Here is a 25,974-nt window from a genome sequence, read left to right on the forward strand (position 1 = left end):
CCCGCTCTCCGGCCGATCGCCCGGGTGCAGCGGCGGAGTCCCACGTCCCGGCCCGAATCGGCCCTCCACGCCGGGCCCGTACGCCGGGGAATCCGAGGCCATCCAGTACGGGCCCAACACCTCAGCGAACCGGCGGGAAGCCGCCGGATTCGGGGTCTGCTCCATACGCGGACCAACGACACAGCCCCGCGTAGGTACCGCACCGACATCGGATCGTCACACCACCTCAGCGCGTACGGCACCCCAGACCATGCACCTCGCGCAGAGGTAACAGTCCAACAGAACATCAGGCTCCAGGAGCCTGATCCGCAGGAGCGACGAGGTCGATCCGAGTGCCCGAGGTCCCTCTCGTTGATCATGATCTTGAATTTAGAGGACCAAGGTATCGTCACTTCGTGACGATACAATCAGCCAAGACGACCGAATCTGACCGGATGAAAACGGGGGGTGAGCGGGCCGATGGGGTGGGTGACCATGATCGGCCCCTCCGACGAGCAGGTTGAGTACCGCCTTACCGGCGGCCACGGCTGTGGGAAGTCCCTAGCGGTCGACGCCGCCCCTCTCGTCGCCGCCGTCGAGGCCAAGGCCGAAGCTGCTGGTGCCCCCGTCGCCTCCCTGCTCGGCAACCGCGAGGCCAAGCGCGCCTTCTTCCGCGCCCGCGGACTCATCCGCAGCAAGGGCACCGCGCGGTTCACCGGCTTCGACGCCGTCGAAGTCGCTGCCGCAGCCGGACTCGACGCCCGCGACCTCTACGGCGAACAGGCCCTTCCCCCACGGCCGACCGACGGACAGGTGGAGTACCACCTCGATGCCAGCGAACGCCCCCTGGTCTGGATCGGAAACGGCCTCACCGCATTCGACATCACCCCCGGCAGCGTCCTCGCCCCCGAGCACTTCCAGGCCGCCCGACGCCTCATGCATGGCGAGGACCCCCGGAACGGGCAGACTCTCGTAGAACCCAAGCTCGCCATTGCGCCGGCCGCCAAGCTCCCCGCTGCCCCGCTGGCCCGTGCCATCCGCCGCGCCGCCGCCGAACGCAGCGTGAAGCCCGTCTCCCTGCTCGACTCCAAGCGCAAGCAGGACGCCTTTCGCAGGATGGAGAGCCAGCTCAAGCGGTTCGGGGAATCGCACCGCGTCCCAGCCTCCACCGTGCTGAAGCTCGCCGATGCTGTCGGCATCGACGCCGTCGACCTGTACGGCGAAGACACGCTGGAGAAGGCCGTGGCCGCTGAGGCGGGCGGCCACCTGGACGCCCGTGCTCTGCTTCGCGCCGTCGAGGCCCGCGCCACCGAGACCGGACAACAGCCCGGCGACCTGTTCACCGCCGCGTCGATGAAGCGGCGGTACACCCAGACTGAAGGCGAAGGCGAACGCCGTCTTCGGGATCTGCCGATGGACGTACGCGAAGCCGTCGCCATGGCCAAGGCAGCGGGACTTTCGCCCGAGGACGTGTGGGACGCCGAGGAGATCAAGGCCGCTCTCCTCGAAGGCCGAGTGCAGGTCGGCAACTTCGGCGCCGACGTCACCTTGGACCTCGCGAAGTCGAAGTCCGCGTTCCTCGCCTACGCCCCGGAGGAGATCGCCGCTCAGGTCGAGGGCATCTACACCTCCGCCGGCCGCGAGTCCATCACCGCCCTCGAACGGTGGACCGCCTACGCCATGCGTGGTCACCACGGTGACGGCGACGAAGCGGAGACCGTGGAGACGAGCGGGTTCTCCGGCTGGATGATGGTGCACCGCGCCGCCCGGCCCGTGGACGGTGCCCCGTACGGCGACCCCCACTTTCACCTGCACTTCACCCTGGCCAACATGGTCAAGGGCGCCGACGGCAAGTGGTCCACCATGGCCAGCGGAGGCCGTGACCTCCACCGACACACCCGCGCGACCCAGTCCCTCATGAACGCCCGTATCCGCCGAGAGCTGACCGACAACTTCGGCATCAGCTTCCGTCGCGAGGAGAGGACCGGCGCATGGGAGATCGCAGCGATCCCCGAGGCGACGATCCGCCTGTTCAGCAAGCGCGACAGCCAGGTCCGGGCTCTGCTGACGAAGCTGGGAATCGACTACGACAGCGCCACGACCCGCGAGCGTACCGCCGCCTCCACCGCATCCAAGGCCGCGAAGAACGGCGAGGCCGCCGGAGTCGGGGACGACGTCCTTCGCGCCTACTGGCAGGCCGAGGGGCGTGCTGTCGGTGACGACCCCGACGCCATCGCAGCGAGCGCGATGGAGCGGGACCGAGCGGACCAGAACCCCTCTCTGGACGAGCTGTGCGCCCAGGTCTTCGACCCTAAGACCGGCCTGACCAGCCACTCCAAGGAGTTCACCCACGCCGCCGCCATCGCCGCCGTGCTGGACGTCCTCCCGTACGGAGTCGCGAACGCCGAGGAAGCCGAACAACTCACCACCTCCGTCCTCCGTCACGCCGGATACGTGGTTCAGCTGAATCCGAAGGGCGCTCAACACTTCACGCACGCCGACCGGTACACCACGGCGGACGTCGTGGCGGCGGAAGCGCTGATCGTCTCCGAGGCAACGAACCGGCTCGGCACGCAGGCCGCCGTCGTCAGCCGCGACACGGTCGACATGACCTTGTCCACCGTCGAGGCCCAGCACGGTGGCACCTTCGCGTTCTCCGGCGAACAGCGCGCCGTCCTCGAACGGCTGCTCACGGCCGGGCACGGAATCGACGCAGTCGTGGGCATCGCCGGAGCGGGCAAAACCACGATCATGGACACCGCCCGGCAGGCATGGGAGGCCCACGGTCTCGTCATCGCCGGCTTGAGCACGGCCGCCGTCGCCGCCGCGAACCTGAAGGCCGAGGCAGGCATCGAGTCGCGCACCCTCGCGTCCTGGCTCACCGGCATCCGCAACGGCGGCCCCGGCCTCACCGGCGTCGACGTGCTAGTCGTGGACGAAGCCGCCATGTGCGATGACCGCGACATCGCCGAACTCCTCAGCCACGCAGCGATGACCGGCACGAAGGTCGTCGGCATCGGTGACCCGAAGCAGTTGCACTCGCCCGGCATCGGTGGTTCCTTCGCCGCCGTGCACCACATCGTGGGCGGACTCAGTCTCAACGAGAATTTCCGGCAGAAGGACGCGATCGAGCGGCGGGCCCTGGAGCTGTGGCGCGACGACAACCGCGTGGAAGCACTCCGCACCTTCGCCGGGACCGGCCGCGTGCACGCCCTCGCGGACAAGGACGCCACCCTCGCCGCGATGCTCACCATCTGGGCCGACAAGCGCGCCGCGCACACCGACGACCACACCGCCGTGCAGCAGCTCCTCATGCTCGCCGCCACCAACGAGGTGGTGGAGGAACTGAACGTCGGGGCTCGTGCCCTGCGGAAGGAGAACGGCGACCTCACCGGTCCCGAGCACGCCTACGCGCTGCCCGGCGGCGGTGAGCTGATGCTGTCCGTCGGTGACCAGGTCCTCCTTCGGATCAACGACTACCGGGGCAAGCGGACCCGAGGCGAGAACGAAGACGTGCTGAACGGCCTCCGCGGAATCGTGCGGGCCGTGGACGAGGAACGCCGGGTGTTGATCGAGTGGCGGGAGAAGACCGCCGACGGCCACCGTGACGTTGCCGAATGGGTCGAGGCCGACTACATCGCACAGGGCGGACTCAGCCTCGGATACGCGATCACCGGCCATAAGTCGCAGGGGCTCAGCGTGCAAGAGACCCTGGTCTACGGTCCCGGAGCCCAGGCGAACGCGCTCTACACGATGATGAGTCGCGACAAGAAGGAGTCCCACCTCTTCCTGCCGCTCTCCGTCTACGAAACCGACGCCGACCGCGCCCGCAGCGGCGACGCACTCACCGAGCAGGAACAGCTTGACCGCGCCGTCGCCGGCCTCATCCGCGAGATCGAGAACGGCACCGAGGAACGCATGATCCTCTCCGAACTCCCCAAGAACGCGGTGCCCGCCCATGTTCGCCAGGCGGTAGCGGATCTGCCGATCCCGCGCGGCCCCGGTGCGGGAGAACTACACGACGCGGACGCCCTCCGAGAGGGCGCGGAGCCCGAGGTCCGATCTACCCCGGCCACGGCCGGGCGGCGGGAGGCGCTGACTACTCTTCCTGAAGCGGCGCCGACGGCTGATCGTCCGTACGCCCACCTCAGTAACTCAGCCCTGCGCGACGCTGTGCGCAAGGCGGCGACGGCGGCTCGCGCCACCAGCACGGCGGCCGAGAAGGCGGAGGCCGCTGCGGACCGTGCCGAACGGGAGGCTGCTGCCGGATCAGGCCCGAACTCGCTTGCACTCCACCGCCGCCATCAGGACGTTGCCGAACGGGCCGCAGCCATCCGCGAATTCCGAGCGCTGGACAGCACGATTGCTGAACGCACCGCCCGACTGAACGGCACACAGGCCCGTATCGAAGGTCTCGAACAGCAGCTGGCCGCGACGGGGCGCTTCGGGCGTCTGACACTCCGTGGGGACGATCGAGCTGCGGTCGAGGCAGATCGCGAAGGACTGCTTCGTACCCACGAAGAGACCGGTCGGAAACTGGAGAAGATCAACGCGCGACTCCAGGCTGCTGTCCAGATGGCCGGGCCCACCGGCGAACACGAGCCCGTGCTCACCGAAGCGAACATGTCACAGCAGGAAAAGGCCGTACTCCTACACCGTGCCACGGGGGAGGACAACGCAGCAGCCAAGCGCCTTCGGACCGAGGCGACCAAAGCTCGAAGCACTGCTCACGGCGCTACCTACCGGGTGACGGGCCTGCGTAATGAGTTGGCCTCAAGGGCTCAGATGGGCATTCAGCTCAACGCCGACGAACTGACGACCACACCTGCATCCGAGCCCCTGACCCTAGCCCTCTATGCCCCACAGCTGCACCACGACGATGTACCGCAAACGTGCGACGATGCGCCAGATGAGCTCACGCCGTGAACTTCGCTAGGTGCGTCTTCCAGTCCATCTGAGTAGGCGCTCTACAGAGCACGCAGTTCGCTCTGGACCATGGCGCTGGCCTCCCCTCCGTACACCGCGCCGCGCGCCAAGAGGTCGAAAGCCCTGCCGTAGGTCGCCACATGCTCGGGGTCGGTGGTGGTTGGAGAGTCGGCGAAGTTCTCGATCTCGACGCGTGCACCGTCGAAGATCCCGAAGCTGTTGCCGGGGTAGATGTCGAGCTGGGCGCGGTCAGGGATCACGCCCAGCGTGAGCCCGGGGAGGGCGAATGCTGCAAGTAGCCGTGCAAGTTGGCCACGCATGACTTCGGCACCTCCGATGTTGCGCCTGAGGGCCCCTTCGCCGAGGAGTACGTGATACGTGCGCTCTCCCGTTCCGATAAGCGAGGCTCGGGCGGTGCGGGCGGCCACACCGTCTTCGATGTCGTCCGGGAAACCGTGGAAGTCGACCACCAGGCGCAGGATGGCCCGAGCGTAGTCCGGAGTCTGGAGATTTCCCCAGACGATGTTCTGGCAGTACTGCTTGGTGTCCTTGGTCTGGCGGACCAGTTCAAGGAAGGCTTCCTGAGTAGGTCCCATGCCTTCCTGATGCCATTCAGCCCACGGTTTCGAGGGATCGCTTGGGGGCGTCACCTGGTCGGTTCCTTTCGACGAGTGCTGGTCAGTCGGGACTCTGCTACATCACGACGACGCGCGGGCGGGGTCAGTCTGTTCTGCGGGCAGAAACTTTGCGGCCTTGGCCACAAGTTGCTCGTGGAGGAAGCCGAGGGCGTCGTCGGGCCGCATTCGGGCCAGGGAGACCATGCCGGTGATGACTACGTCCGCGATTTCATCCTGGGCGTCCTGCCAGGTGTGGCTGTTGCCCTTTCGTGGATTGAACCCGCGGGCGCCCATGACGGCCTGGGCCGCTTCCCCGGTCTCCTCGGAAATCTTCAGTACTTGGAGCGTCCACTGCTCCTCCAGCGACAGGCCCCGCTCCGTGTCGTGTGCGGTGAAGCGGGCGGCCAAGGCGTCAATGATGTTCCACGTGTCGTTCTGCATGGGCGGTGGTAGCTCTTTGCTTGTGGTGATGGGTGGGCGTGGACGCACCTATGCGGTATAGGGAGTCACCGATCCTTGGCCAGCGCGACGAGTTCAGCGAACAATCCGCCGCCGCTCACGAGGTCGTCATATGTCCCGTGTTCGATGACGCGGCCTTTGTCCATTACAAGCACTCGGTCGGCGAGACGTGTGTTTTCGAGTTGATGGGTGACGACGATCGTCATGCGGCCGGCAGCGATCCTCTTGATCTCAAGGAAGAGAGCGTGCTCCCCCCGCGCGTCCATCTGAGATGTCGGCTCGTCCAAGATCAGGAGCGGCGTCTGGCGGTACAGGGCTCGCCCGCACACAAGGCGCTGCCACTGACCGCCGGACAGTTCAGCGCCACCGAACATCTCCCTGGTAAGGAGCGTGTCCAGCTGTTGGGGCAGCTTCTGCACGGTGTCGCGCATCCCCACAGCGTCGACGACGTCCCACACCGCGTCGTCGTTGAAGGTGCGGGGCTGGCCGAGGGTGATGTTCTCGCGCACTCGCAGGGGCCAGCAGGCAAAGTTCTGCGGGACGAGCGCCGTCCGGTTCCACACGGCGTCGGGGTCCGCTTGGGCCAAGTCAACGTCGTCCCAGAGGACGCGGCCCTTGTCGGGGAGCAGAATGCCGGTGATCAGCTTGGTCAGAGTCGACTTGCCCGAGCCGTTCTCGCCGACGACGGCCAGGATTTCGCCGCGGCGCAGGGAGAGGGACACCCCTGCAACAGCGGGTTCGTCCTTCCCGGGGTACTGATAGACGGCCTCGTCGATCCTGATCTCTTCGATGACTTCTGGGATCATGAGCTCGCCGCGCTTGGGCGCCAATTCTTCGGCCATGTCGAGGAAGGCGCGCATGTCGGCCAGGTAGAGCGAGGTGTGGAACAGCGCGGCTCCGTAGATCACGAAGTTGCTGAGGGCGGCGAGGGTGGTCTGCACGGCGATGACGGCGGTAGCGGCGACGGGTAGTCCCACGCGACCGGTGGCGGCGAGCCACGCGAGAGTGGCCCATGTGCCGCACAGGAAGACTCCGCCGAGGGCGCTCGTGGCGAGAGTGATGCGCAGCAGGCGGGGAGCGGTGGTGAGCGTGCGTTGGTCGATGCGGTCCGAGAGAGCGCGGTACCAGTAGATGAGGTAGCCGGTCATGCCGTTGGCCCGGACTTCGTCTCCGTGGCGGGAGAAGGTGGCCCACGATCGCATGAGGGCGCGAACGTTACGGTCGCCGACGTTGAGGTAGTGGGTCTCGTAGTCGACGCGCGCGGACAGGACCGCCCCGGCGCCCGCCGGAATGACGGCCAGGAGCAGCAGAGGCAGCATCAGGGGGTGGAGAGCCGTGATGACGGAACTGGCAGCGATCATCCGAATCAGCGCGGACATGAAGCGCTGGGCGTCCTGGACCATCATCGAGGTGCGAGTTACACCGACCTCTGCGGCTTCCTGCCTGTCCTTGAAGCCGTCTTGGCCGTAGGCGGAAGATTCGACTCGGCACACGGCGGCTACCAGAGCGACGTCTGCCTCGGTCATGAGCCGCGGAGTGATCCGGCCGTTGGCGTAAGAGGACAGGGCTCCGCTGATACGGCCGACGCCGGCAGCGGCCGTGACGACGATCAGGGCGGGCAAGGCGTCGTGTAGGCGTTCGGATACCTCGTCGTTTCCGAGGATGTGGGTCATGGCCTGTGCGGTGAACGCGAGGACGACAGCGGCCGCGATGCCGGTAAGGAACTGGCAGGCGAGGAGGAGTAGGGCGGCCACTCTGTCGACGGCCCACGCCATTCGCGCGGTGCGTCCCAGGACCGATGGGAGGCGGCGGCACATAGCGCTGAAACTGGCGTCTGCCAGCGGATTCTGGCCGTGCTTGCCGTTGTAGGTGATGGTGGCCGGGGGTGGAGGGGGCGGCGTCTCGGGGGATTCGGTCGAGGCGGCAGTCACAGTCACCTGGTCCCTCCTGTGGGGATTGATGCCGCGCCTGGATGGCCCGGCAGTGCACGGAATAACGACGCTGACGAGGAATCGAACGCGCTCGATTCCGGACGCGTCGGCGCCCTTATGCAGCAACGGAGTGCGCGTGTGCGTGCCGCTACGAAGCCGCGCGCGGCATCGGGGAGTTGGCCGAATCGCCGACGCCCGAAACGCCTGTGGCGGATGAGGCTTCGAGGACTGTCCAGCGCGAGGGGCGAGGGCATGAAACGCGCTGGATTAGAGAGAGGGAGGTGCCTCCGGGCATCGTGATTGCGGCAATCACCTGCCCCTCGGCGGTCAAGACGCCCGCCGGGTGCGTGCTCGGTCATCAAATGGCTTCCGATGCCGTCGCCTGCCCAACCCGCGCGCGGATTGTTCGATCGCCTTGGCGCACCGCCTCGGTGAGCTGGACCCCTTCCCGGGCGGGTAGCTGGCCAGCTCGGAGAGCGCAGGAGCTGAGAAGCCGAAGGCACTGCTTCCTCTCGTCATCCGTGGCCAACTCGCGGGTCCATGGGTGGGAGAGCGCATCCCGTGCGGCGTAGCCGTCCTCGGCCCTTGCGGCGCGGCGGCAGAGGTCCGTCACGATCTTCCTGGCAGCGGAGTCCTCTGGTGAGCTGACCAGATCCAGTACGGCCAACCCAAGCCGAGACCGGAAGGACGTCAGTCCCTCCGGCTCAGGCAGTGCGAGGTAGGTGTCGACGAGGTTGTGGAGGGGGCGCCGCCACCCCAGGTCACTGCTGCGGAGGCAGAGGACCGTCAGGCAGTCCGTGACAGCGGCTTCCCAGATGTCGCCCGGTTCCGTGTTGGCCAGGAGGTACTTGACGTGCGTTGTTTCTCCACTCAAAAGCGCTGCAATGACCGCTACTTGGCGCCCGTCGAGCATTCGGCGACCGAGACCTCGGTGCCGTTGAACGTGCGACAGTGCTTCGCCCCAGCGGCCGGCACTGGTCAGGGAGCGGGTCCCGTCGGCCAGTACAACAGCCCACAACCAGGTGGTGACTTCGCGGCGGTCCTGTGCTGTGGACACGAGGCTTGCGGGAACGGTCACTCCGTCGATGCGGGCGGACCGGTCAGCAGCGACCGAGTTGAAGAGAGATTCGAGCTGTTGGTGTCCCGCGTCCGCGTTGCCGGTCCTGAGTTGGAGGCGAACGAGGTTGACGACGGGTTCCAGGGCCCGGATCGCGTCTGCCGCTTCGAGAGGGGTGGCGCCCAGGTAGACGGCGGCGTGCTGCCGGCACCAGGTACGGGCCGCCTCCGTGTCGCCGACGTCGGAGGCGATCAAGGCAGCTTGGTTGTAGACGGTGGACGCTGTGCTGAGGTCGCCGTGAGCTGTCGCGGAGTCGGCGAGGAGGGACAGCGCATGGATGCGCTGGGGTAGTGGAAGGCACGAAGGGCGTGGGCGGGCGACGAGCGGGAATCGTCTCGCGAGGGTGTCAGGAGCCTTCCACATGGTTTGCGGCGCTCCTCTCGATGGCTGGGTCCTGTCCGAAGATCACGGTTCTCGCGGCGGCCGTGAGGGTCGCCTGCGTGGTGTAGGGCAGGCCGAGTCGGTTCCAAGCGAAGAACACGTGGTGAGCCAGCACATCTCGTAGCCCTCGGTGGAGGTGCCCGGTCTCGTTGAGGCAGGCCAGTTCGCTGCCGACCTCCACGTATGCGCGAGCCCATTCAGCTGCATGGGCCAGCGGCCCGCCCGGCTGCATCGCGTACTGTGGGTCGACGCGCAGCAGACGGTGTACGGCGTCGTGGAGCTGTCCACCCTGGAGTGAGGCGGCCTGAGGAGACTGCGGCCGGTGTGCGGCGACGCGGGCCCAGACGTCGCCCTGCTCGTACCAGTCCAGTTGGGCGGAGCGCATCATGAGCCCGCACAGCATCAGGGAGGTCTCTCGGCGGTGTCGGCCGGTGTCGCTTTCCAGGAACCCGACGAGGCCGAGGGTGTCGCGGTGAAAGAAGCGATGGGCGGAGGCCATGGCCTCGTCGCCGCCGAACGCGTGGTGTTCAGGCTCGTAGATGATCTCTGTCCAGCTCTTGATGTGCCCCTCAGCGGTCAGGCCGTCGAGAACTGTGCTCATGTGGTCGCGTCCGGTGGCGGTGCTCTGATAGCGGATGCGCCAGCAGGGGTGCTTACGGATGATGAACCATGTGCCGAGTGCGCCATCGCGCTCGGCCGCGCGCAGGAGTGGGGTAATGCGGGATATGGCCGTGGCCTCGGCTTGTTCCCAGTGGGAGAAGGCGACGTTGGCCTGGCACCAGTGAGGTGTGCTCATGAAAGGTCCTCCGGGGTGGTCACGCCAGGGCGAGGAAGGTGTCCCAGTACGGGGCCGGTGCGCGGCCTGTGCCGAGGGTGTGCAGGGCCAGCGCTGCACCGGCGGCTCCGTCGAGGAGTTCCGGATCATGTGGTCCGTCGTCGAGTGCGCGGATCAACCGGGCAGCCAGATAAGGAAGTTCGGCGGTGACCTCGGGGTTGCCCGTGTCGGCACCTATCCGCCACGCGGCCTGAAGAAGACCGGCCATCCCATGGCACAGCCCGATCTCCGGCAGTTGGCCCTGTTGCACTGGGTCGCGCAGCGCCGAAAGGATCGCGCGCTCGGCGGCCTGCACCCGATCTGCGTCTCCCAGAGCGAGTCCGGCTAGTTGCTGGGCGCGGGCGGTGCCGCTGACCCCATAGCACCAGGAGGGCCGCGGGCGAAGACTGGAGTGGACTCGGCGGTCGGCTACTTGCTGCTCGGTGACCTGGCCGGGCCACCAGGGCTGGGCGTCGTCACCTTGCCGCCAATGGTCGGTCCAGGCGCAGATTCGCTGGACAGCGTTGGCCATGCCAGGCACGGGCACTCCGGAGAGCAGAGCCTGCGAGAGCACGGCGAGGGTTGAGCCGATGCCGTGGGCGAGGCCGAAGTTGCCGTGGCCGCCCGGATAGTCGGGATGGGGTGCGCCGGTGGGCGCGACGTTCATCCACCAGGGCGGCAGCCCGGTCGGTTCGGACAGGGGCTCGGTGAGCCGCACCAGGTAGCTGAGGGTGTCGCGGGTGATCTCGTGGTGAGGGTGACGGCTGAGGTGGTAAGCGCCAAGCCCGGAAAGACCCTGGATCAGGTCGAACTCCTCCATCGGAGGACGTTCACCGCGGTCGATGCGTTGGTGGGCGGCGCTGAGACGGGAGCGGGTGACGGCGAGGGTGGCTGCGTCCAGGCGCTCCAGGAGCCGCAGGTAGCGGCTTGATGCGCTCGCCGCGCGGTGCGTGATAAACGCCAGGGCGGGAGCGCCGAAGTACAGGTTCGCGTTGGCCGCCGCACTGATCGCGCCGTCCACAGCCGCAGCCAGCCAGGCGTGCGCGGTGTCCCAGTCGCCGTGTCCGGTACGGGCCCGCTCGATGTGCAGCAGGGCGATGCCTGACGCACCTCCGGCGAGCGACTGGGGCCAGGCGCGGCCACCGCTGGGGCGATCGCCCGGCCAGATGCTGGTCGGGTCGGCCAATGCGTCGGCCAGTTTGTCGGCGGTCGACAGCGCGACGGGGGCGTGGGCTGTCGTAGTCACGGTGTTCTCCCTACTCGTGCCCTCCAGCTCAGGGCGGCGGCCCTGGCCAGGTGAAGGTGCGTGATCTCTTCCGGCAGGCCGGGCCCGCACATCCGTACGTGGTGGAGGTGCAGCAGGTCAGGCAGGAGGCCGCCGGGGTCTTCGTTGCAGTCCGCGAGCACGTGGGCATAGTCGGCCAGTGCTCTCCGCCGCTTGGACCAGGCCACGGCGGTCTGCTTGTCCAAGCCCGCGGGGTGCGTGTGCACCAGGTCGACGGCTTGGCGGTAGAGGGTACGGGGCGGCGGGTCCGGCGCGGTGCGGGTGTGCTCGATGAGCCAGTGCATCGCCGTGGACTGGTCGCCGAGCAGGCCGGTGGCGATGTCCACCATGCTCGCGGCGGTCATCGCATGGGCGTCCGGTGCGCCCTTCGCTCCTTCGGCCGTGAGCTGGGCGAGCGCGGCGGCGGAATCGGCGGCGAAGTACGACTCGGCCGCGTCGAGGGTCGCGGGTCCCCCGAACCGTGCGGTCTCCGGGTGGTAGGTCTCCACGCTGGTGTGGGTGATCAGATCGTGGCGACGAAGTTGTTCTGTCCAAGCGCCGATGTGCTCGAAGGCCGTGCCCAGGGTGCCAGGCGCGCAGGTCAGGCGAAGGCGGAGGTGTTCGTCAGGGTCGGGATAGCGGATGAACCAGCAGAGCGGGTCACCCAGCTCGCTGAGCAGCGTTGGCAGGTGCCGGGTCAGGATGGGATCTTGCCGGTCACGGCGTCCATGCAGCTGAAGATAGAGACGGTTCCCGCTGCCGGGGAGGTGCCCGTGCTCACGGTTGACGACGTGGGCTGTCGGTCGCACTGGGGCCCGTTTCTGGTGCGCGACCAGCGGGATCACAGCCTCGTGGGCCCGGCCACCGGTCCAGCCCAGGTCTACGGCGCGGGGAGCGGGGTGCAGGATCGCCGTGCCGTCGCGGTCTAACTGAGCCCGCAGGAGCGCCCGGTGGGAGGGCTCCGTCAGGTCTAGGGCCAGGCCCTGGTCTGCTTCGGCCAGGTAGACCCGCTCGGGAAGGTTAACGTCTCGGCACCATCGGGCCAGGGCCTCTCCCCACTGCGGCCATGACGCCGGCCCGGCGGGAAGGTCATCGCGGGTGAGGCGCCAGCGGGCCGGGGACAGGATCGTGCGGCCGTAGCGCAGCGCGGGCAGGAACGGCAGGTTCGAGGCGGCGGTGCCCCACAGGAATCCGGTACAGGGGACCGTCAGTGCCACGGGCGCCTCGGCCAGGAATCGGGTGAGCGGGTGAGAGTGCAGGCCCAGGTCTACGGCGTTCAGCAACAGGGTGTGTACCGGCCGGCGCCGGGAGAGCGAGACGAGGTGGATTTGTTGGGTGTCGGCAGTGACGGCCAGGTCCGTGACGGGAATGATGGTGGTGTCCTGGCTCTGGTACTCACCCAGCGAGATCACGAAGTCGGCCACTCGGGGTGCACGCGCGACGTTCTGGGCTCGCGCGGACAGGGGGGTGGCGCTGATCTGCGCGACGAGCGCGCCGCGGTGTACTGCCGGCAGTCCGGCGTACGTGTCGGACATGCGACGGCGGTCTTCGGCGGGCAGCAGGTGCAGAAAGCGCCCGGCGGTCGCTCCCGCCGACCGGGCCACTCCCACGACGTGCAGGGCGAACTCGCCACGTTGCAGGGCGGAGATGTCTTCGGCGTCGATGCGTACGGTCATCTCGGTGCTGGGCTGGACGGGACGCCCGGGATCGGTGGTGGCCAGGTCCTCCAGCTCGGCGTCATCGAGGGTGACTTCGACATTGCCCTGCGCGGCGGCGGCCTGGGCGAGCTTGATGAGGCGGGCGTCCCGATCGGGCAGTGGTGAGAACTCCGGCTTGATGTTGGCTCCGAGGTAGCCGGGCGGGTACCCGAGGGCGTCGATGGCGTCCAGAACGGGGACGACTGCGCGCGGCCCGTACCGGTCGAGGAACCGGGCGTGCCATTCGGTCCAGCCGGTCAGCGCAGCTCGTGGTGCGAGCCGGGTCAGCGCCCTCGCTGCCGCAGCCACTTCGTGGGGCACGCTTTCGGGAAGTGCCAGGTCCCAGTCCAGGCGGAGATCGAGCGCCGTCATGGGCGCCGCATGGACTTCGATCCGCTCGTGGACGGGCAGATGATGCACGTGCTCGGTCAGCCCGGCGAGGGGGTCAGGCGTCGTCATCGACGGGCGCAGGTCGGTGAGGAGAACCTGCTGCTCGACCAAGCCCGCGAGGAGCTTGCTGATGGCCACGGCGGGGGCGCCGGGGAAGTCGGTGGCGAGCTTCGCAGCGAGGTCGCTCCACCGGATCGGAGCGCGTGCACCGTCCAGGGCTCCACGTACGGGCCCGGTCAGTCGTACTCGTACGTGCTCTGGGCCGACGTCGCGCTTTCCGCTGGGGCGGTGCTCGATCACCACGTGGCCGTCCTGTTCGACGGCGAGGGTGGAGGTGAGCAGCATCAGATGCGGTTGCAGCGCGGGGTGCTGCTCGAAGCGTTCGACGAGGGCCGTGCTGTGTTCAGCGTCTGCTCTGGCCGTGTGGTGGTGCGCGGAACCGGTGCGCAGCGAACCCACGGCATCTATTCGCGCGGTCGCGACTCCAGCGAACAGACCAAACGGCGTGGCGCGGGTGCGGGCGCGCAGCAGGTAGCGCAGGACAGCGAGCACTGTGCGGCGTACTTCGGAGTCCGGCAGCGGGTGGTCGGCGCCGATCTGTTCGACCTGACGCGCGAGGTCCGGGCTGGCAGCGTTGACGGCGGCAGCGAACTCGAGGTTTTGCCAGGTCTGGTGAAGCCACGCTCGCCATGATGCGGGTCCTGCATTCGTGCCGACCAGGGTCGGCCAGTCGGCTGGTTCAGGGCTTCCTGCAGCGGCTCGGATCAGCGCTGCATCGACGTGCCGGTACATGTGCCCTCCTGTGGCCGCGCAGTGCCCGACCTCGCCCGTGCAGGCGTGGCCGGGCACCGTAATAAGGGGGTCGGTGCTGCTTACGGGCAGCTCGTGCACGCGGTGGCGCACGTCGAGTTGCAGCCGTCGCCCGTCAGGCGGATGAGCTGGTCTGCGGCGGGGCCACCTTCGACGATGGTGATGTCGAGCTCCCAGTCCGCCGTCTCACCGGACGACTTCGGGGTGACGACCGACTGCGCGGGCGTCAGCGGGCGCTCCATCTGTACGGTCATGCGTTGCCTCCTTGGGCAGTTGACTGGTAGTGCACGGTCCCGAGGCCCGAGAGCCCCGGAGTCTTAGGCCCAGGTCGCCGTGACGACGCCGTGGCGTCGCAGTGCGGCGCCCTTGGGCAGGGGGGCGGGAGCAGGGCCCGGCAGGTAGCGGAACGTCGCAGCTCCCCGCCGGCGGTAGTTCTGCGCCCAGCGGCGGAGCAGGTCCGCGTACACCTCGGCGAGCGCTTCGGCCTGCGGGCCGTGGGCGATCACGCCGCTCTCGAACCCGTCGGTCTCGCTGTTCTCGCGGCGGGTGCGGTAGGCGATGCTGTCCCCGCTCACCAGGGCGGGCACGCCCTTGAGTGCGGACGCCTCCACGAGCCCGCTCGCGACGATGTCCTCGGAAGCGTGGAGCCGGGCCGGGCTCGGCAGGTTCAGGGTGAGAAACAGTTCCAGCTCGTCGGGCAGGTCATACGCAGCGCCGGACCAACGCTCCAGCCGGGGCATGCTCAGGGCCGCGCTGAGCGCTTCGCGCTCCAGGGGCACACGGTCGTCGTCCGTCTGCAACGCGACGCCTTCCCGCAGCATGACCTTGCGCTCCGCGGCGGCGCCTTCGCCCTGCATGGGCACGAAGTGCGCCAAGCTGTAGGAGCGGCTGACCAGGTTGTTGCCCTCACGGTCGAAGGCGATCGAGCGAGTGGTGCCTCGGACCTTGAGGGGCACGACGATCCGTCCCTGCTCGGCCAGGCCGCCCACCCAGGACGGCGGGATGTCCCAGGCTTCGACGGTCACGATGATCCGGTCGTACGGGGCACCCTCAGGAACCCCGTTCTCTCCATCAGCCACTACCGTCTTGACCTGGGTGTATCCGGTGGTATCCAGGCACTTGCGGGCCCGGTCGATGACGTCGCTGTCGATGTCGACGGTGGTGACGTTTCCCGTACTCCCGACAAGCTCCTGCAGATAGGCGGCGTTGACGCCACCGGACCCGACTTCCAGGACATTCATGCCGGGCCGGACCTCGGCCTGTTCCAGCATGACGGCCTGGAGGTGGGCCGTAGACATGACGCTGAGGCTCAGACCGTTCTCGTCCGTCTTGACCGGCACGGTCTTGTGCAGATCGTAGGCAAGCTCCGGCGGTGCGTCGGGGGCGAACAGATGCCTCGGCACCGCTGCGAACGCGGCGGCGACGGCCTCGGACTTGATCCCGTCTTGCTCATGCAGGGCGCGCAGCATGTCCTCACGCAGTGCGTCGGGATCGCGGACGGCGGAGGTGTCAGTGGTAGTCATGCGATGACCTGATTCGTCGAAGGGCTGGGGCGTGGTGCCGGCATGGCGCTGCGGCAAGGACGCTAGTCAGGGCTCGGGTTTCCGAGGCTGACTACGCGCCGCGGGCGCGGATAGCGCGTGAAGTGGCTCGATATGGGTTCCAGATGAGGCGGCATTACCCTTCTCTCTCTCGTTCTTGATCATTTCGGTGCGGGGAGGGACCACAGGGAGACGGCTCCTCCCCACACGCTTCCTCCGGCACCGAGCCGTCCTTTCAGGCTGGGAGCCGGGTCGTGCACTCACCTGTCGTTGCGACTGGCGAGCGGTCGAGAGGGCTGGCCGTAAGCTCCCCCACGGAACGCGACCGGGGCGCGCTCTCCCGGCGCCGCCTCCTCGTGACGCTCTCGGGTCCTCGTGCACGGGCACGAAGGTCCACGCGACCGAGAGGAGACCCCAGTCCTTGGGGGTCACTCCCGTTGTGGTGCCTGGACTGAGCGGGAGCGGACTTGCTCGCGGTAGACCTCACCGAACGCGCGGCTCAGCGCCTGGACGAGCCGAGCAAGATTCTGTGCGCGGTGGGCGGCTGACCGTGGGGCAGCGGTCTGGGCGAGAGGTCTTAGGTAGAGGCGCCTGCTGGCCTCGCCAAGAGTTGCCCGTGCACCGATGCAGAAGTCCGCGGGGAGGCCGAGCAGCTTGGCTTCCAAGTCGTCGGCGACGATCCGGCCGAAGTCCGTGAACTGCTGTGCCATGGCGAGGGCGTTCTTGACCGTAGGGAGAGCGGGGCTGTCTACGTCCCAGGACAGCGCTGCTTCCACGAGGGCCAGGACCTCGACCTTGTCGGGAACCGGGGAGGTGAGTGAAGTCGTGTGCTCATGTGCTTGGCCCGACCCCACAGAAATCCGCGGACTTTCAGATCTCGGTGACGGCAGGTTCAAGGCGGACAGAGCGATTTGTGCGCTACGTGCTACGGTCCGCAGACTCTGGCACCGCCCCGTGCTGCGAGGGATCTCATGACGTAGTGGAATCAGCGGAGCCATGAGATCACCTGATCTGCCGTGAGGATCTGGCACTGCCACGCCCGCGTGACGATGTGAGCGGGGTTCTTGGATCCGAGGTTGGTCATCAGGTCCCGCCCGTCTCGGCGAACGATGTTGACGGGCCGCTTCAGCTCGGTGGCCATCTGCGCGGAGCGCATTCCCCTCGCGATGAACGGGATGAGTTGACGCTGCGCAAGGGGCAGGTACAGCCCTTCTGGGGCGAGCAGCTCCGGGCGGTCGATGGCTTCGGTGGCGTAGCCGACGGCAATAGCGGTGGCGTTATCGCTCACTCCGTGCAGCTTCCGCTTGGCCAACTTGAGGTAGCCGGCTGCCGTGCCCTCCCGGATCTTGAGGCCGTGGGCGACGACAGCGATGGTGCTGCCATCGCGCAGACCCTCGATGATCTGTCGTTCCCTGGGGGCGAGGGTGATCCTCGCGATCGTTGTCACTGCTGTACTCCTCTCTGGCGGGTACGAGCGATATGGAGGCACAGCTCAACGAACCGCGCCTCATCAGCGGCTACCAAGTCGTGTATGGCGGGGTCTGGCCGACGGCGAGGGGAGCGAAGCAGTCCAGCGGATATGAGCGCGCAGAGAATCGCAGCGAGGGTGATGCGGAGGGTGTTCCGCCCAGCGCTGGGGCGCTGCGGCTCCCGTCGGGGGACGTGTGGAGCCGTGTTTTCCCAGCGCCGGGCGGGGAGTCGGGCCGCAGGGGGAAGCAGCCCGACGTCTGGGGTGGGGGAATGCGTCATGAGGGGTCGACCTCCCTCAGCACGGCGAGTTCGCCCATCAGGTCGAGGACGGTGAGGATCGAGCTGGCGAAGCGCACCAGGTGCCCGTGGGCACCCTCCGGGCCGGGGAACTCGCTGCTTCGGGCCATGACGTCGTCCATCTCCGATGGGTAGGTCTTCAGCAGGCGCGCCACCACATCATTGAGCGTCGGGGCCACGTCCCTCAGCCGGGCCGAGATAACCGCGCTGTCCTCAGGGGAGAGGCGCGCAGCGTTCTCGCCGAGGACGGTCTCCAGGTCGTCGTACAGGGCGACGGTGACCGCGTCGGAGGCGAGGAAGCGGCGCAGGCCGAGGTCGACTCGGCTGGCTGTCTCCTCGTCGTTGGCGAATGCTGCGACGGGTAATGGTGCAGTGCTTTCGTACATCAGGGCGGTCATCAGTTCCTCCCCGAGGAGAGGCGGAAGACGCACCACGTGGTGTGGCCGTCGTCGCTGACTCCCCAGTTGTGGGCGAGGACTGCGACGAGGAAGAGGCCGCGGCCGGACAGGTCGTCGTCTTCCGCCTGGGCGAGCTGGGCCGGGTTCGGGTTGCCGTCCGTGACCTCGATCCGGAGTCCGCCGTCGGCGCAGACGGCTTTCAGCCCTACGTCGCCGTGTCCGTGCCTGATGCCGTTGGTCACGAGTTCCGACACCGCGAGGATCACGTTCTCGGCGGTCGACTCCGGTACTCGCCAAAGTTTTAGGTAGGCCGCAGTGATCTTGCGCATGTCTGAGACGCGGCACTCGTCCGGGGTGAAGGCGACTGCGAATCCGGAGCCGATGCTCTGCTGCATTTCACACGCGGTCACGACTACTGCAGACGTTGCGGGGCCCATCATGCTCCTCCCAGTTGAGAGCAATGGGAGAGGATGTGTCGTGCAGCGCTGTTGCGTCGCGCACTTCGCACCTCGCCGACGGGCACTCCGTACGTGAGCTCGGGTGCCTTCGCCGGCGGTGTCACTCGACGCTTCGCCCCTGCGCTCTCCGGCGTCACGAGCGCCACGAACCCGCCGTAGTGAGCCATCAGGTCGAGCTGGAGTTCGTACTCGTCCAGGTGCGGGCTGATGTCCGTGTGAGCCAGAGCCACGACGCCATCAATGTGCCCGGCGTGCACCAGATGCAGCACCCAGCGCCAGCCGGGGCGGTGCATCGGGTCCGTCTTGCGGAGCCGGTCCGCAATGCATAGATCGGCGCCGATCCGCCAGCCCTCGTCGGTGGCATAGGCACGGGGCGCAGCGAACGAGGGCGCTGGCCGCTCCCGCAACGGGTTTAAGGAGTACAGGCAGACACGGGGGGTTCGGCCGTGAGCTTCGAGGTGCGCGAGACGGTGGTCAAGGACTTCACGACGCGCGACCCCGAGCCTCACGATCGGATCGGGCGTGATGCGGATCTCGTCCGTGCGCCACCGCAGAGAGGCCCGACGCTCGGCTTCCATCCATGCCGGCGCTTTGCGCGGTCGGGCGGGCTCCGGGCTCCACGGTTCCGGAGGCGCATACAGCGGCCACTGGTAGACATACGCGGCTCTGTCCAGGTACTCCGTCAGCCTGTCGGCAAGAGCGAGCGGCATTACGACCTCCCCAGGGTGAAGCGGTTCCACGGCAGGCCGATGCTGGCCAAGCGGTCGGCGCTCGCTGTGTCGGTTGTGCCAGTGGAGGCGTTCATGTGGAGTGCTCCCGCTCGTCTGGTAGCTGGCCTACAAGAGCGAACCGCCAATCCGCTGAGCCCGGAATGGGGTCAAGGGCTTGGAGGTGGTCAAGGTGGTCAAAGATCAACAATGACCACCAGGTTGGTACGTCGCCGTGCTGAGTTGCCTTCTACGCCGATGTGCGGTGTGACGGCTGATACTCAGTCAACGACTCTCGGTGACCGAGCGACAGGAATAGTCCGAGGTTCGTGCATCCCTATAGACCGGAAGACTTTGCGTTCCCATTGCCAAGTTTCTGGGCAGCTCGGTAGTGGCGGTACTACTTTCAGTGCATGGGAGTGAACGTCATCCTGAAGAAGCGGATGGATGAACTCGACTTAACCCAGGACGAGTTGGCTGATCGCTGCAACCAGGCACTTCTGGAGATCGCAGGCAGGCCTGGGGACATGTCGTCGCGCACGATCCGGAACCTGCTCAACGGGACGACTCGGCGGCCAATCGGCCGTACTTGCGCTGCACTTGAGCGTGTGTTCGGCTGCCCCGTGGCGGACCTGGGGTTCCACACCCCCAGCACCATGCAACATCCTCCGGAGGGCCCCGTGCGGCGTCGTGACTTCATCGTTGCCACCACAGGAACGGCGGCCAGCGCTGTACCCCTCGGAAAACAGCGTCGTTCGGTAAGCATGACGGACGTGGATCGAGCCTCCGCCGGCATGAACAAGCTCGTCGAAGCGGACGACCGTCAGGGCGGACACCGATCCCTTGCTGCCGCAGCCATCGACGGCCGGGCCAAGATCCTGGAACTTCAACAGCGAAACGCCAGCGAAAGTGTGCGCCGCGCCTTGTACGCCCTCGCCGCCGAGTACACGACTATCGCGGCCTGGGCCTGCATCGACCTGAGGGAGCTGGACACAGCGCAGGCACACCTCCACGAGTCCACTACCTTCGCGGGACTGTCCCAGGATTCCGCGACCGGAATGCGGGTGTGGATCAACGTTGCGATGCTCGCCTACCAGCGGAAGAACTGGCCTGAGCAACTAGCGGCTGCCCAGGCGGCCAACGCCTCGAAGGCGGCTCGTAGGGACCCCTTCTTCAGCTCCATGGGGCGGGTACGTCTCGCGCTTGCTCACTCATCACTCGGCGATCCAAGAGCGGCTAAACGGGCTCTGGAATCAGCGCAGGAGACCCTGCGGAAAGCGGCACCGGACGAGCGGCCTCGCTGGACTGCGTTCTACGGTCCAGCTGAGCTCAACCATCTTGCCGCCGTCATCCTCAACCGCAACGGAGAAGCGGCCCCCGCCGAGGCCATGGCCCATCGAGCCCTCGCCAAGATCCCGGCGGAGTTCCAGCGCAACCGAGCCCTGGCGACATGCCAACTCGCCCTCGCGCAGCTCCGCCAAGGTGAGCCCGAGCGGGCAACGGAGACCGCGGCCACTGTCTTCCAGACCATGGATGGCGCTCCTCTTCCAGGACGGATGCGCACCCTGATCGGGGATTTCCACCGAGACCTGTTCCGGCTGGCGCCCTCCACGGCGTACGCACGGGACTGGGCAGACCGTATGCGAGAAGAATGGAGTCGAGTGTGACCAGGCTGATCGACCTGCGCCACTACAACCATGGAAGCCTCCCCGAGGGCTTCAAGCAGATGCTGATCGACGTGCACGCCGATTCCTATGCCGAAGCGATGGACAACGAGTTCAACCAACGATTCCCGTGGTTCGTCGACCACTGGTCCGGCATGGACGGCTTCACGTGCGTCGTCGCCTTCGAGGATGAGGAGCCGACGGGGTTCGCGTACGGCGCGCCGCTGCAAGTCGGCCGCGAGTGGTGGCGCTCGACTGCGTTCGAACCGAACAACGGCTACACCGCGACCTACGCAGTCTCCGAGGTCATGGTGCGGCCGAAGTGGCGCAAGCAAGGAATCGCGGATCGACTGCACGAGGCGCTGCTGAGCAGGCGTAACGAGGATCTTGCTGTACTCCTGGTCGACGTGACTCACCCAAAGGTGCAGGACCTCTACGAACGGTGGGGTTACCGCAAGACCGGTGAGCAGCAGCCGTTCGCCGACTCTCCGGTCTATGCCGTGATGGTTCGGGATCTCCGTTCCTAGCGCCGAGGCACGGGCTTCAGACCGGGTGACTTTGCGACATCTTCTCTGCGCCAGTGCTTAGTTGAGCACTACGTTGAGTGTCTGCCCCTCCCCGTGCTACCCGGCGGGGCGGGTCGGTCAACGTGGTCAAAGATCGTTTTCTGGTTCGGGGGCGCAGAATGGCGCGCGAGAGAAATGAGCGGCTGGCCTCGCTCCTCTTGGAAGCGGGCTGGTCACGGGCTCAGGCCACCGCCGCATACAACCGTGTCGCCGCCGAAACGCTGAACGGCGAAGTGCTGGAGAACTCCAAGATCGGACGCTCCCACGTGAGCATGTGGGTGGGAGGCGTCCAGGCATCAGGGGTCGCTCCCGCTATCTTGTGCCAGGCGCTGTCCCGTCGATTGAAGCGTGAGATCACGCCACAAGAGATCGGGTTCGCAGCCGCCACCTCGCCAGCGCAGGAGGCGCTGGACTGGCGCGTCGATCCTCTGATCGCGCTGAGCGACTTGGGGAATGGCGTGAACACGGACCGGCGTCGACTGCTGGCAGGCGGCGTGTACTCTGCGGCGTCTCTGATCTTGCCGGACGCGGAGTGGTGGCAGGCCATGGCCGAGCCACCGGTCGAGGAGACCGCGGCTCGGAAGCGGGTCGGCCACGGGGACGTCGAGACCGTACGGGAACTGACCCTCGCGTTCTCGCGCATGGACCAACGGCGCGGAGGCGGACATGGCCGGCGGGCCGTCGACGAGTACCTGAAGAACGACGTTCACAGCTTCCTCCGAGGACGCTTCGCCGACGACGGGACCCGGCGCGCCATGTTCTCTGCCTCGGCAGAACTGGCCTACGTGTCGGGCTGGATGGCCTTTGACAACAGCGAGCACGCCATTGCGCTCCAGCGATTCAACATCGCGGTAAAACTGGCAGCCCGGTCCGGCGACGCACCCTTGAGCGGGCACATCCTGAGAGCCATGGCCCACCAAGCCCTCGACATGGGGTTTCGCCACGAAGCTCTCCAACTCGCGCGGGCTTCGGTGCACGGGCAGCGGTACGCAGCCGCCACCCCGCGAGAGCGAGCGCTCCTGGGCGTGGTGCACGCGCGGGCTCTCGCAGCGAACCGACACAACGACCGGGCGGCGAAGGCCCTGTTGCGAGCCGAAGATGACCTCTCCAACGCACACGACGGGATCAAGGAGCCCGACCGGACGTTCTTCTTCGGAGAGGCGTCCCTCGCCCATGAGACGGCCTGCACATTAAGGGACATGGGCGATCAGCGGCGGGCAGTGAAAGAATTTCGCCGCTCCGTGCGTACACGCGGTGCTGCGTTCCGGCGCACGCACGCGGTCACCCTCGGGTACATGGGCGCGACGCAGATCGCCCAGGGCGGCGTGGAAGAGGCGTGCGCAACGTGGACCAGCGTCCTGGACGCGATGGAGGACGGGATCTACTCCGGCCGCGCGCGGCAGAGAGTCATCGACATGCGACACCTGCTGTCGCCCTACCGCAAGCGCGGCATCCCCGTGGTCGGGGTACTCGATGCCCGAGCTGCCTCGTATCTTGCCCAAGTAGATTGATCGCCAGCGTCTGTGCATTCGAGTCGAGGGGGACGGGCCCGTGGCCTTGGAGATCCAGCCGATCGGGGAAGTCATCGCTGGTCGCAGCGAGGTGGCCGATGACTACTGGGGCGGAGTCGAGTCCGTGATCCAGCTCAACAAGGACGAGTTCCCCATCGACTCCGTTCAGGGCCTGGAGGAGTTCTCCCACTTGGTGGTGGTGTGGCACTTCGATCAGTCGTCGCCCGACGACGTCGAGTACCACGCCCGGAGCCCGCGCGGTAACGCGCAGTGGCCTGCCACGGGAACGTTCGCGCACCGCAACCATCGGCGCCCTAACCAGCTTGCGCAGAGCTTCCCTCGCTTGTTGGAGGTCGACGGCCTTCGGCTCCGAGTGACCGATCTGGACGCGGTGGTCGGGACGAAGATTTACGACGTGTCCCCGTTCTTCAGCGAGATGGGGCCGCGCGGCCCAGTCCGCGAGCCCGTCTGGCCGAGCGAGATGCTGGTGGACTACTGGGCAAGAAGGAGCTGAATCGGCCGCACGGGAGGCTTCGGCTGGCTGGCAAGTGGTCTTCCACATGGGGGCGCTACAGACTGGGCCCTTCGAACTCATCTGCAACATCCGGCTCTTGAGGCGGGAGGGCCACGGCATCGGTCGACGCTAGGTGGGACCCATCGCGCGAGCCCGTCGTCACCATTTCAGGCGTCGGCCCGTCGAGGGTGTCGCAACCAACCTCCTTGGTGATGACAGTCTCGGCACGATCCAGAGTCAGCAGCATTGGGCCGTACGGACCCATCGAATAGCCAGTGTGGTGGCCGTGTAGGTGCAGCTCTTCCACGGCCTGAACGCCGGCCTCGACCGCCGACACGTTGTCCGGCTGAACGAGTGCGTGCAGTTCCTCCTCCCAGACCCATCCCAAATCGCGGAGGACGGTTCGAGCCTCCTCCTGCTCCCAGCCGCTTCGCGCCACCAGTCCGTAACGCGGGTCGGTCGAGAAGACCATGCTCGGGTCCGCCATCATCCGGCCATCTCCTGGACTCGTTCCGAAACTCCCGCCCTCTCGTCCTTGGCCGTGGGCCAGGCCGCGAGCTGGAAACGCGCCGGACGGTCGTCGTGCCTGCCGACGCGGCATTCGTCGCCTGCTTTGCCCAACGACTTGTTCATTCGGGTGAGGAAGCGGTCGTACTGCTCGTGCCAGATCACGGACGAGCCCGCCTCCGCGTACGCGTCTCCCCTGGCGAAGGCCAGGGCCGCGATCTCGTATGCCAGGCCCTCGTGCTTCGCCCAGCAGGGCGGGATGACGTCCTGCGGCTGCCAGGCGTACGTCCGGTTCAGCCAGCGGCACACGGAATCGAGCCACGCGGGCATCGGCTTGATCAGCTCTGCTGACAGGGCGCCGATGTCCCACGGGACGGGACCGTCGGCGGCCACGGACTCCTCCGTGCTCCGTTCCGCGATGTACTCCAAGATCAGTGCGGGCGGTTCGGGAAAGGGCTCGAAGTGGGTCAGGGTCTCGATCATGCGGCAGCCGCTCCTTCACGGCCGGCCCACGCCACCGCGTGGGCCTTGGCCTGGTTCCTCTTCTCCGTAGCCCGCCGGGTCCGCTCGGCTTCATTGGCGGCTCGAAGGTCACGGACGTGACCCTCGATCTCGGCCCAGGAATCCCAGGTCCACATGCCGTCGAGCCGGGAGACGATCGGCGGGAGGTTGTCCGCGAGGACCAGGGCGTGCCCCTCGGGGAGGCCCTTGATCTCGTCTCCTCGAAGGACGGGTTCGAGCGCCATGTGCGTGGCCGTCGAGTGGCCGCCGCGGTCTCCGCCGGACGTGGTCTTCGTCGTGCGCTCTCGCTCGACCTGACCACACAGGTCGGACATGTCCTTCAGGAAGTCCGGGTCCTTGTCCCCGGGCAGGACGATGACGTTGTTGGTGAAGGCCGCCAGCTCCTTGGCGGTGTCCTCGCCGAAACGGGCACGAGCCGACGCCCACGCCTGGAGGCCGTAGACCACTGTGATGCCTCGGCCCCGACCGTCGGCGACGCGTTGGCGGAGGGAGGGGATAGGCGCGATGTTCGGCGCCTCGTCCAAGGCCGCGAGCAGTGCGGGGTCGAGCCGCCCGGCCGGGGACGCGAGGGCGTGTGCCTCCGCGAAATCCAGAAGGTCTTCGGCTATCGCGGTGGTCAGCGGCGCGACGCTGTTCACCTCGCTGTCCTTGCCGAGGAGATAGAGGGTGCCCCCGGCGTCGAGGAACGCGCCGAAGTCCGTGGGGTCCCCTCCGTCTCCCTGAAGGGCATTGATCACCGACTGGTGCATGAAGGGTTCGAGAGCCGCGTCGAGGGTCGAGGCGGTGTTGCCGACGGTGCGGCTGTCGCCAGTGGTGGCCGTGCGAAGCATGTCCGCCCAGCCGGGGCCGGCGCCCGGGTGAGCGTTGAGGATGCCGAGGGGTGCCGGGTCGGTCAGCTTGCGGGCCCAACGCAGAACCCAGTCGAGTGAGGCGCCGTCGAGGGCGGCGGCGTGGAAGAAGGCGGCGAGGATCTTGGACGCCTGCCCCTTGTAGAAGGCGCTGCCCTCGCTGGACTGTGCCGCACCGTTGGGGGTGCGCGACCCCGCGACGAACGCCTTCCCGCGCATCATCGCCACCTCCGTGTCGGCTGCGCCGTTGATCGGCGTCCACCGGAAGCGCGGGAGGCTCGGCGCGATGTTCTGCGGGTCGAAGACGGCGACGGGGCGACCGTCCCGCTGCCGCGCGTCGAGGGTCAGTTCGACCAGATCGGGCTTGGTCGAGGTGGCCAGGACCGGCCCGGCCCAGCGGCGGACGAGCGGGGCGAAGAACCGCAGAGTCTTTCCACTGCCCATCGGGCCGATGACCCGGCATGCCTTGTCGGCGCGGGACCACAGCTCGACGCCCTTCGGGCGCTGCGACGTGCCCAGCGAGTAGCCGAAATCGTGAGGATCGAGGGGGTGGTGCATGACGTACTCCGGAGGGAGGTGGGCGGGT

The 25,974-nt window shown here is 67.4% G+C and carries 22 protein-coding genes; 5 read left to right on the plus strand and 17 right to left on the minus strand.

The features are described 5' to 3' along the window. The first annotated feature begins 474 nt into the window (after positions 1–474). A complete protein-coding gene (gene mobF, locus P8A20_RS24915; RefSeq protein WP_258310500.1) occupies positions 475–4,905 on the plus strand; it encodes a MobF family relaxase in 4,431 nt (1,476 codons plus the stop codon). Positions 4,906–4,946: 41 nt separating this feature from the next. On the opposite strand, the gene P8A20_RS24920 is transcribed toward mobF, so the two are convergent. The 14 genes from P8A20_RS24920 to P8A20_RS24985 form a co-directional block, all read right to left on the minus strand. Then, the gene (locus P8A20_RS24920; protein WP_146224078.1) at positions 4,947–5,555 is read right to left on the minus strand and encodes a DUF5753 domain-containing protein; all 609 of its coding nucleotides are present in this window, start codon (positions 5,553–5,555) and stop codon (positions 4,947–4,949) included. Positions 5,556–5,603: 48 nt separating this feature from the next. Beyond that, entirely contained in the window at positions 5,604–5,963 is a 360-nt protein-coding gene (locus tag P8A20_RS24925; protein WP_109879029.1) for a MazG-like family protein, read from the minus strand. A gap of 65 nt (positions 5,964–6,028) precedes the next feature. Then, positions 6,029–7,912, minus strand: coding sequence for an ABC transporter ATP-binding protein (locus P8A20_RS24930; RefSeq protein ID WP_109879064.1), 1,884 nt, complete (start codon positions 7,910–7,912; stop codon positions 6,029–6,031). A gap of 358 nt (positions 7,913–8,270) precedes the next feature. Continuing rightward, positions 8,271–9,224: a hypothetical protein gene (locus tag P8A20_RS24935; RefSeq protein WP_236054999.1), complete on the minus strand. Its 954-nt coding sequence runs from the start codon at positions 9,222–9,224 to the stop codon at positions 8,271–8,273. A gap of 151 nt (positions 9,225–9,375) precedes the next feature. After that, entirely contained in the window at positions 9,376–10,206 is an 831-nt protein-coding gene (locus tag P8A20_RS24940) for a thiopeptide-type bacteriocin biosynthesis protein (RefSeq protein ID WP_109879031.1), read from the minus strand. Between the two features lie 19 nt (positions 10,207–10,225). Beyond that, positions 10,226–11,470 carry a lanthionine synthetase C family protein gene (locus tag P8A20_RS24945; RefSeq protein ID WP_109879032.1) on the minus strand — a complete coding sequence of 415 codons (1,245 nt, stop codon included), beginning with the start codon at positions 11,468–11,470 and terminating at the stop codon, positions 10,226–10,228. Beyond that, complete coding sequence (locus tag P8A20_RS24950; protein ID WP_109879033.1) at positions 11,467–14,367, minus strand: lantibiotic dehydratase; 2,901 nt, start codon at positions 14,365–14,367, stop codon at positions 11,467–11,469. The genes P8A20_RS24945 and P8A20_RS24950 overlap by 4 nt, the downstream gene beginning before the upstream one ends. Positions 14,368–14,447: 80 nt before the next feature. After that, the gene (locus P8A20_RS24955; protein ID WP_109879034.1) at positions 14,448–14,639 is read right to left on the minus strand and encodes an FxLD family lanthipeptide; all 192 of its coding nucleotides are present in this window, start codon (positions 14,637–14,639) and stop codon (positions 14,448–14,450) included. 63 nt (positions 14,640–14,702) lie between these two features. Then, on the minus strand, positions 14,703–15,908 hold the full coding sequence (gene fxlM, locus P8A20_RS24960; protein ID WP_109879035.1) for a methyltransferase, FxLD system: 1,206 nt from the start codon (positions 15,906–15,908) through the stop codon (positions 14,703–14,705). A gap of 446 nt (positions 15,909–16,354) precedes the next feature. Continuing rightward, on the minus strand, positions 16,355–16,702 hold the full coding sequence (locus P8A20_RS24965; RefSeq protein WP_181396644.1) for a hypothetical protein: 348 nt from the start codon (positions 16,700–16,702) through the stop codon (positions 16,355–16,357). Between the two features lie 209 nt (positions 16,703–16,911). Beyond that, positions 16,912–17,373 carry a helix-turn-helix domain-containing protein gene (locus tag P8A20_RS24970; RefSeq protein WP_109879036.1) on the minus strand — a complete coding sequence of 154 codons (462 nt, stop codon included), beginning with the start codon at positions 17,371–17,373 and terminating at the stop codon, positions 16,912–16,914. A gap of 298 nt (positions 17,374–17,671) precedes the next feature. Beyond that, on the minus strand, positions 17,672–18,091 hold the full coding sequence (locus tag P8A20_RS24975; protein WP_109879037.1) for a DUF6415 family natural product biosynthesis protein: 420 nt from the start codon (positions 18,089–18,091) through the stop codon (positions 17,672–17,674). Continuing rightward, the gene (locus P8A20_RS24980) at positions 18,091–18,486 is read right to left on the minus strand and encodes an ATP-binding protein (RefSeq protein WP_109879038.1); all 396 of its coding nucleotides are present in this window, start codon (positions 18,484–18,486) and stop codon (positions 18,091–18,093) included. The genes P8A20_RS24975 and P8A20_RS24980 overlap by 1 nt, the downstream gene beginning before the upstream one ends. Before the next feature lie 41 nt (positions 18,487–18,527). Then, the gene (locus P8A20_RS24985) at positions 18,528–19,259 is read right to left on the minus strand and encodes a hypothetical protein (RefSeq protein ID WP_109879039.1); all 732 of its coding nucleotides are present in this window, start codon (positions 19,257–19,259) and stop codon (positions 18,528–18,530) included. A 410-nt stretch (positions 19,260–19,669) separates the two neighbouring features. Between P8A20_RS24985 and P8A20_RS24990 the strand changes: the two genes are divergently transcribed. The 4 genes from P8A20_RS24990 (at position 19,670) to P8A20_RS25005 (ending at position 23,511) form a co-directional block, all read left to right on the plus strand. Continuing rightward, positions 19,670–20,923 carry a helix-turn-helix domain-containing protein gene (locus P8A20_RS24990; RefSeq protein WP_109879040.1) on the plus strand — a complete coding sequence of 418 codons (1,254 nt, stop codon included), beginning with the start codon at positions 19,670–19,672 and terminating at the stop codon, positions 20,921–20,923. Then, complete coding sequence (locus tag P8A20_RS24995) at positions 20,920–21,447, plus strand: GNAT family N-acetyltransferase (RefSeq protein ID WP_109879041.1); 528 nt, start codon at positions 20,920–20,922, stop codon at positions 21,445–21,447. The genes P8A20_RS24990 and P8A20_RS24995 overlap by 4 nt, the downstream gene beginning before the upstream one ends. 158 nt (positions 21,448–21,605) lie before the next feature. Continuing rightward, entirely contained in the window at positions 21,606–22,997 is a 1,392-nt protein-coding gene (locus P8A20_RS25000) for an NsdA family TPR-like regulatory protein (RefSeq protein ID WP_109879042.1), read from the plus strand. A gap of 40 nt (positions 22,998–23,037) precedes the next feature. Further along, positions 23,038–23,511 carry a TrmO family methyltransferase domain-containing protein gene (locus P8A20_RS25005; RefSeq protein ID WP_109879043.1) on the plus strand — a complete coding sequence of 158 codons (474 nt, stop codon included), beginning with the start codon at positions 23,038–23,040 and terminating at the stop codon, positions 23,509–23,511. 55 nt (positions 23,512–23,566) lie between these two features. On the opposite strand, the gene P8A20_RS25010 is transcribed toward P8A20_RS25005, so the two are convergent. Genes P8A20_RS25010 through P8A20_RS25020 form a run of 3 tightly spaced genes read right to left on the minus strand, consistent with a single transcriptional unit; the run spans position 23,567 to position 25,946 of the window. Beyond that, positions 23,567–24,001 (minus strand): hypothetical protein, encoded by a 435-nt coding sequence (locus P8A20_RS25010; RefSeq protein WP_181396646.1) that lies wholly within the window; start codon positions 23,999–24,001, stop codon positions 23,567–23,569. Then, positions 23,998–24,501, minus strand: a complete 504-nt coding sequence (locus P8A20_RS25015; RefSeq protein WP_109879044.1) for a hypothetical protein — start codon at positions 24,499–24,501, stop codon at positions 23,998–24,000. Before P8A20_RS25015 ends, P8A20_RS25010 begins: the two co-directional genes overlap by 4 nt. Next, positions 24,498–25,946 carry a type IV secretory system conjugative DNA transfer family protein gene (locus P8A20_RS25020; protein ID WP_109879045.1) on the minus strand — a complete coding sequence of 483 codons (1,449 nt, stop codon included), beginning with the start codon at positions 25,944–25,946 and terminating at the stop codon, positions 24,498–24,500. The genes P8A20_RS25015 and P8A20_RS25020 overlap by 4 nt, the downstream gene beginning before the upstream one ends. Between the last annotated feature and the right edge of the window lie 28 nt (positions 25,947–25,974).

Origin of the sequence: Streptomyces sp. Alt3 (genome assembly GCF_030719215.1) — a bacterium.
GTDB classification, from domain to species: Bacteria; Actinomycetota; Actinomycetes; order Streptomycetales; family Streptomycetaceae; genus Streptomyces; species Streptomyces glycanivorans.

Coding starts and splice junctions, on each gene's coding strand:
- P8A20_RS25000 (WP_109879042.1), top strand. CDS start 21,606: ATGGCGCGCGAGAGAAATGAGCGGCTGGCCTCGCTCCTCTTGGAAGCG.
- fxlM (WP_109879035.1), bottom strand. CDS start 15,908: ATGACTACCACTGACACCTCCGCCGTCCGCGATCCCGACGCACTGCGT.
- P8A20_RS25010 (WP_181396646.1), bottom strand. CDS start 24,001: ATGATGGCGGACCCGAGCATGGTCTTCTCGACCGACCCGCGTTACGGA.
- P8A20_RS24980 (WP_109879038.1), bottom strand. CDS start 18,486: ATGCAGCAGAGCATCGGCTCCGGATTCGCAGTCGCCTTCACCCCGGAC.
- P8A20_RS25015 (WP_109879044.1), bottom strand. CDS start 24,501: ATGATCGAGACCCTGACCCACTTCGAGCCCTTTCCCGAACCGCCCGCA.
- mobF (WP_258310500.1), top strand. CDS start 475: ATGATCGGCCCCTCCGACGAGCAGGTTGAGTACCGCCTTACCGGCGGC.
- P8A20_RS24985 (WP_109879039.1), bottom strand. CDS start 19,259: ATGCCGCTCGCTCTTGCCGACAGGCTGACGGAGTACCTGGACAGAGCC.
- P8A20_RS24990 (WP_109879040.1), top strand. CDS start 19,670: ATGGGAGTGAACGTCATCCTGAAGAAGCGGATGGATGAACTCGACTTA.
- P8A20_RS24940 (WP_109879031.1), bottom strand. CDS start 10,206: ATGAGCACACCTCACTGGTGCCAGGCCAACGTCGCCTTCTCCCACTGG.
- P8A20_RS25020 (WP_109879045.1), bottom strand. CDS start 25,946: ATGCACCACCCCCTCGATCCTCACGATTTCGGCTACTCGCTGGGCACG.
- P8A20_RS24950 (WP_109879033.1), bottom strand. CDS start 14,367: ATGTACCGGCACGTCGATGCAGCGCTGATCCGAGCCGCTGCAGGAAGC.
- P8A20_RS24955 (WP_109879034.1), bottom strand. CDS start 14,639: ATGACCGTACAGATGGAGCGCCCGCTGACGCCCGCGCAGTCGGTCGTC.
- P8A20_RS24925 (WP_109879029.1), bottom strand. CDS start 5,963: ATGCAGAACGACACGTGGAACATCATTGACGCCTTGGCCGCCCGCTTC.
- P8A20_RS24975 (WP_109879037.1), bottom strand. CDS start 18,091: ATGACCGCCCTGATGTACGAAAGCACTGCACCATTACCCGTCGCAGCA.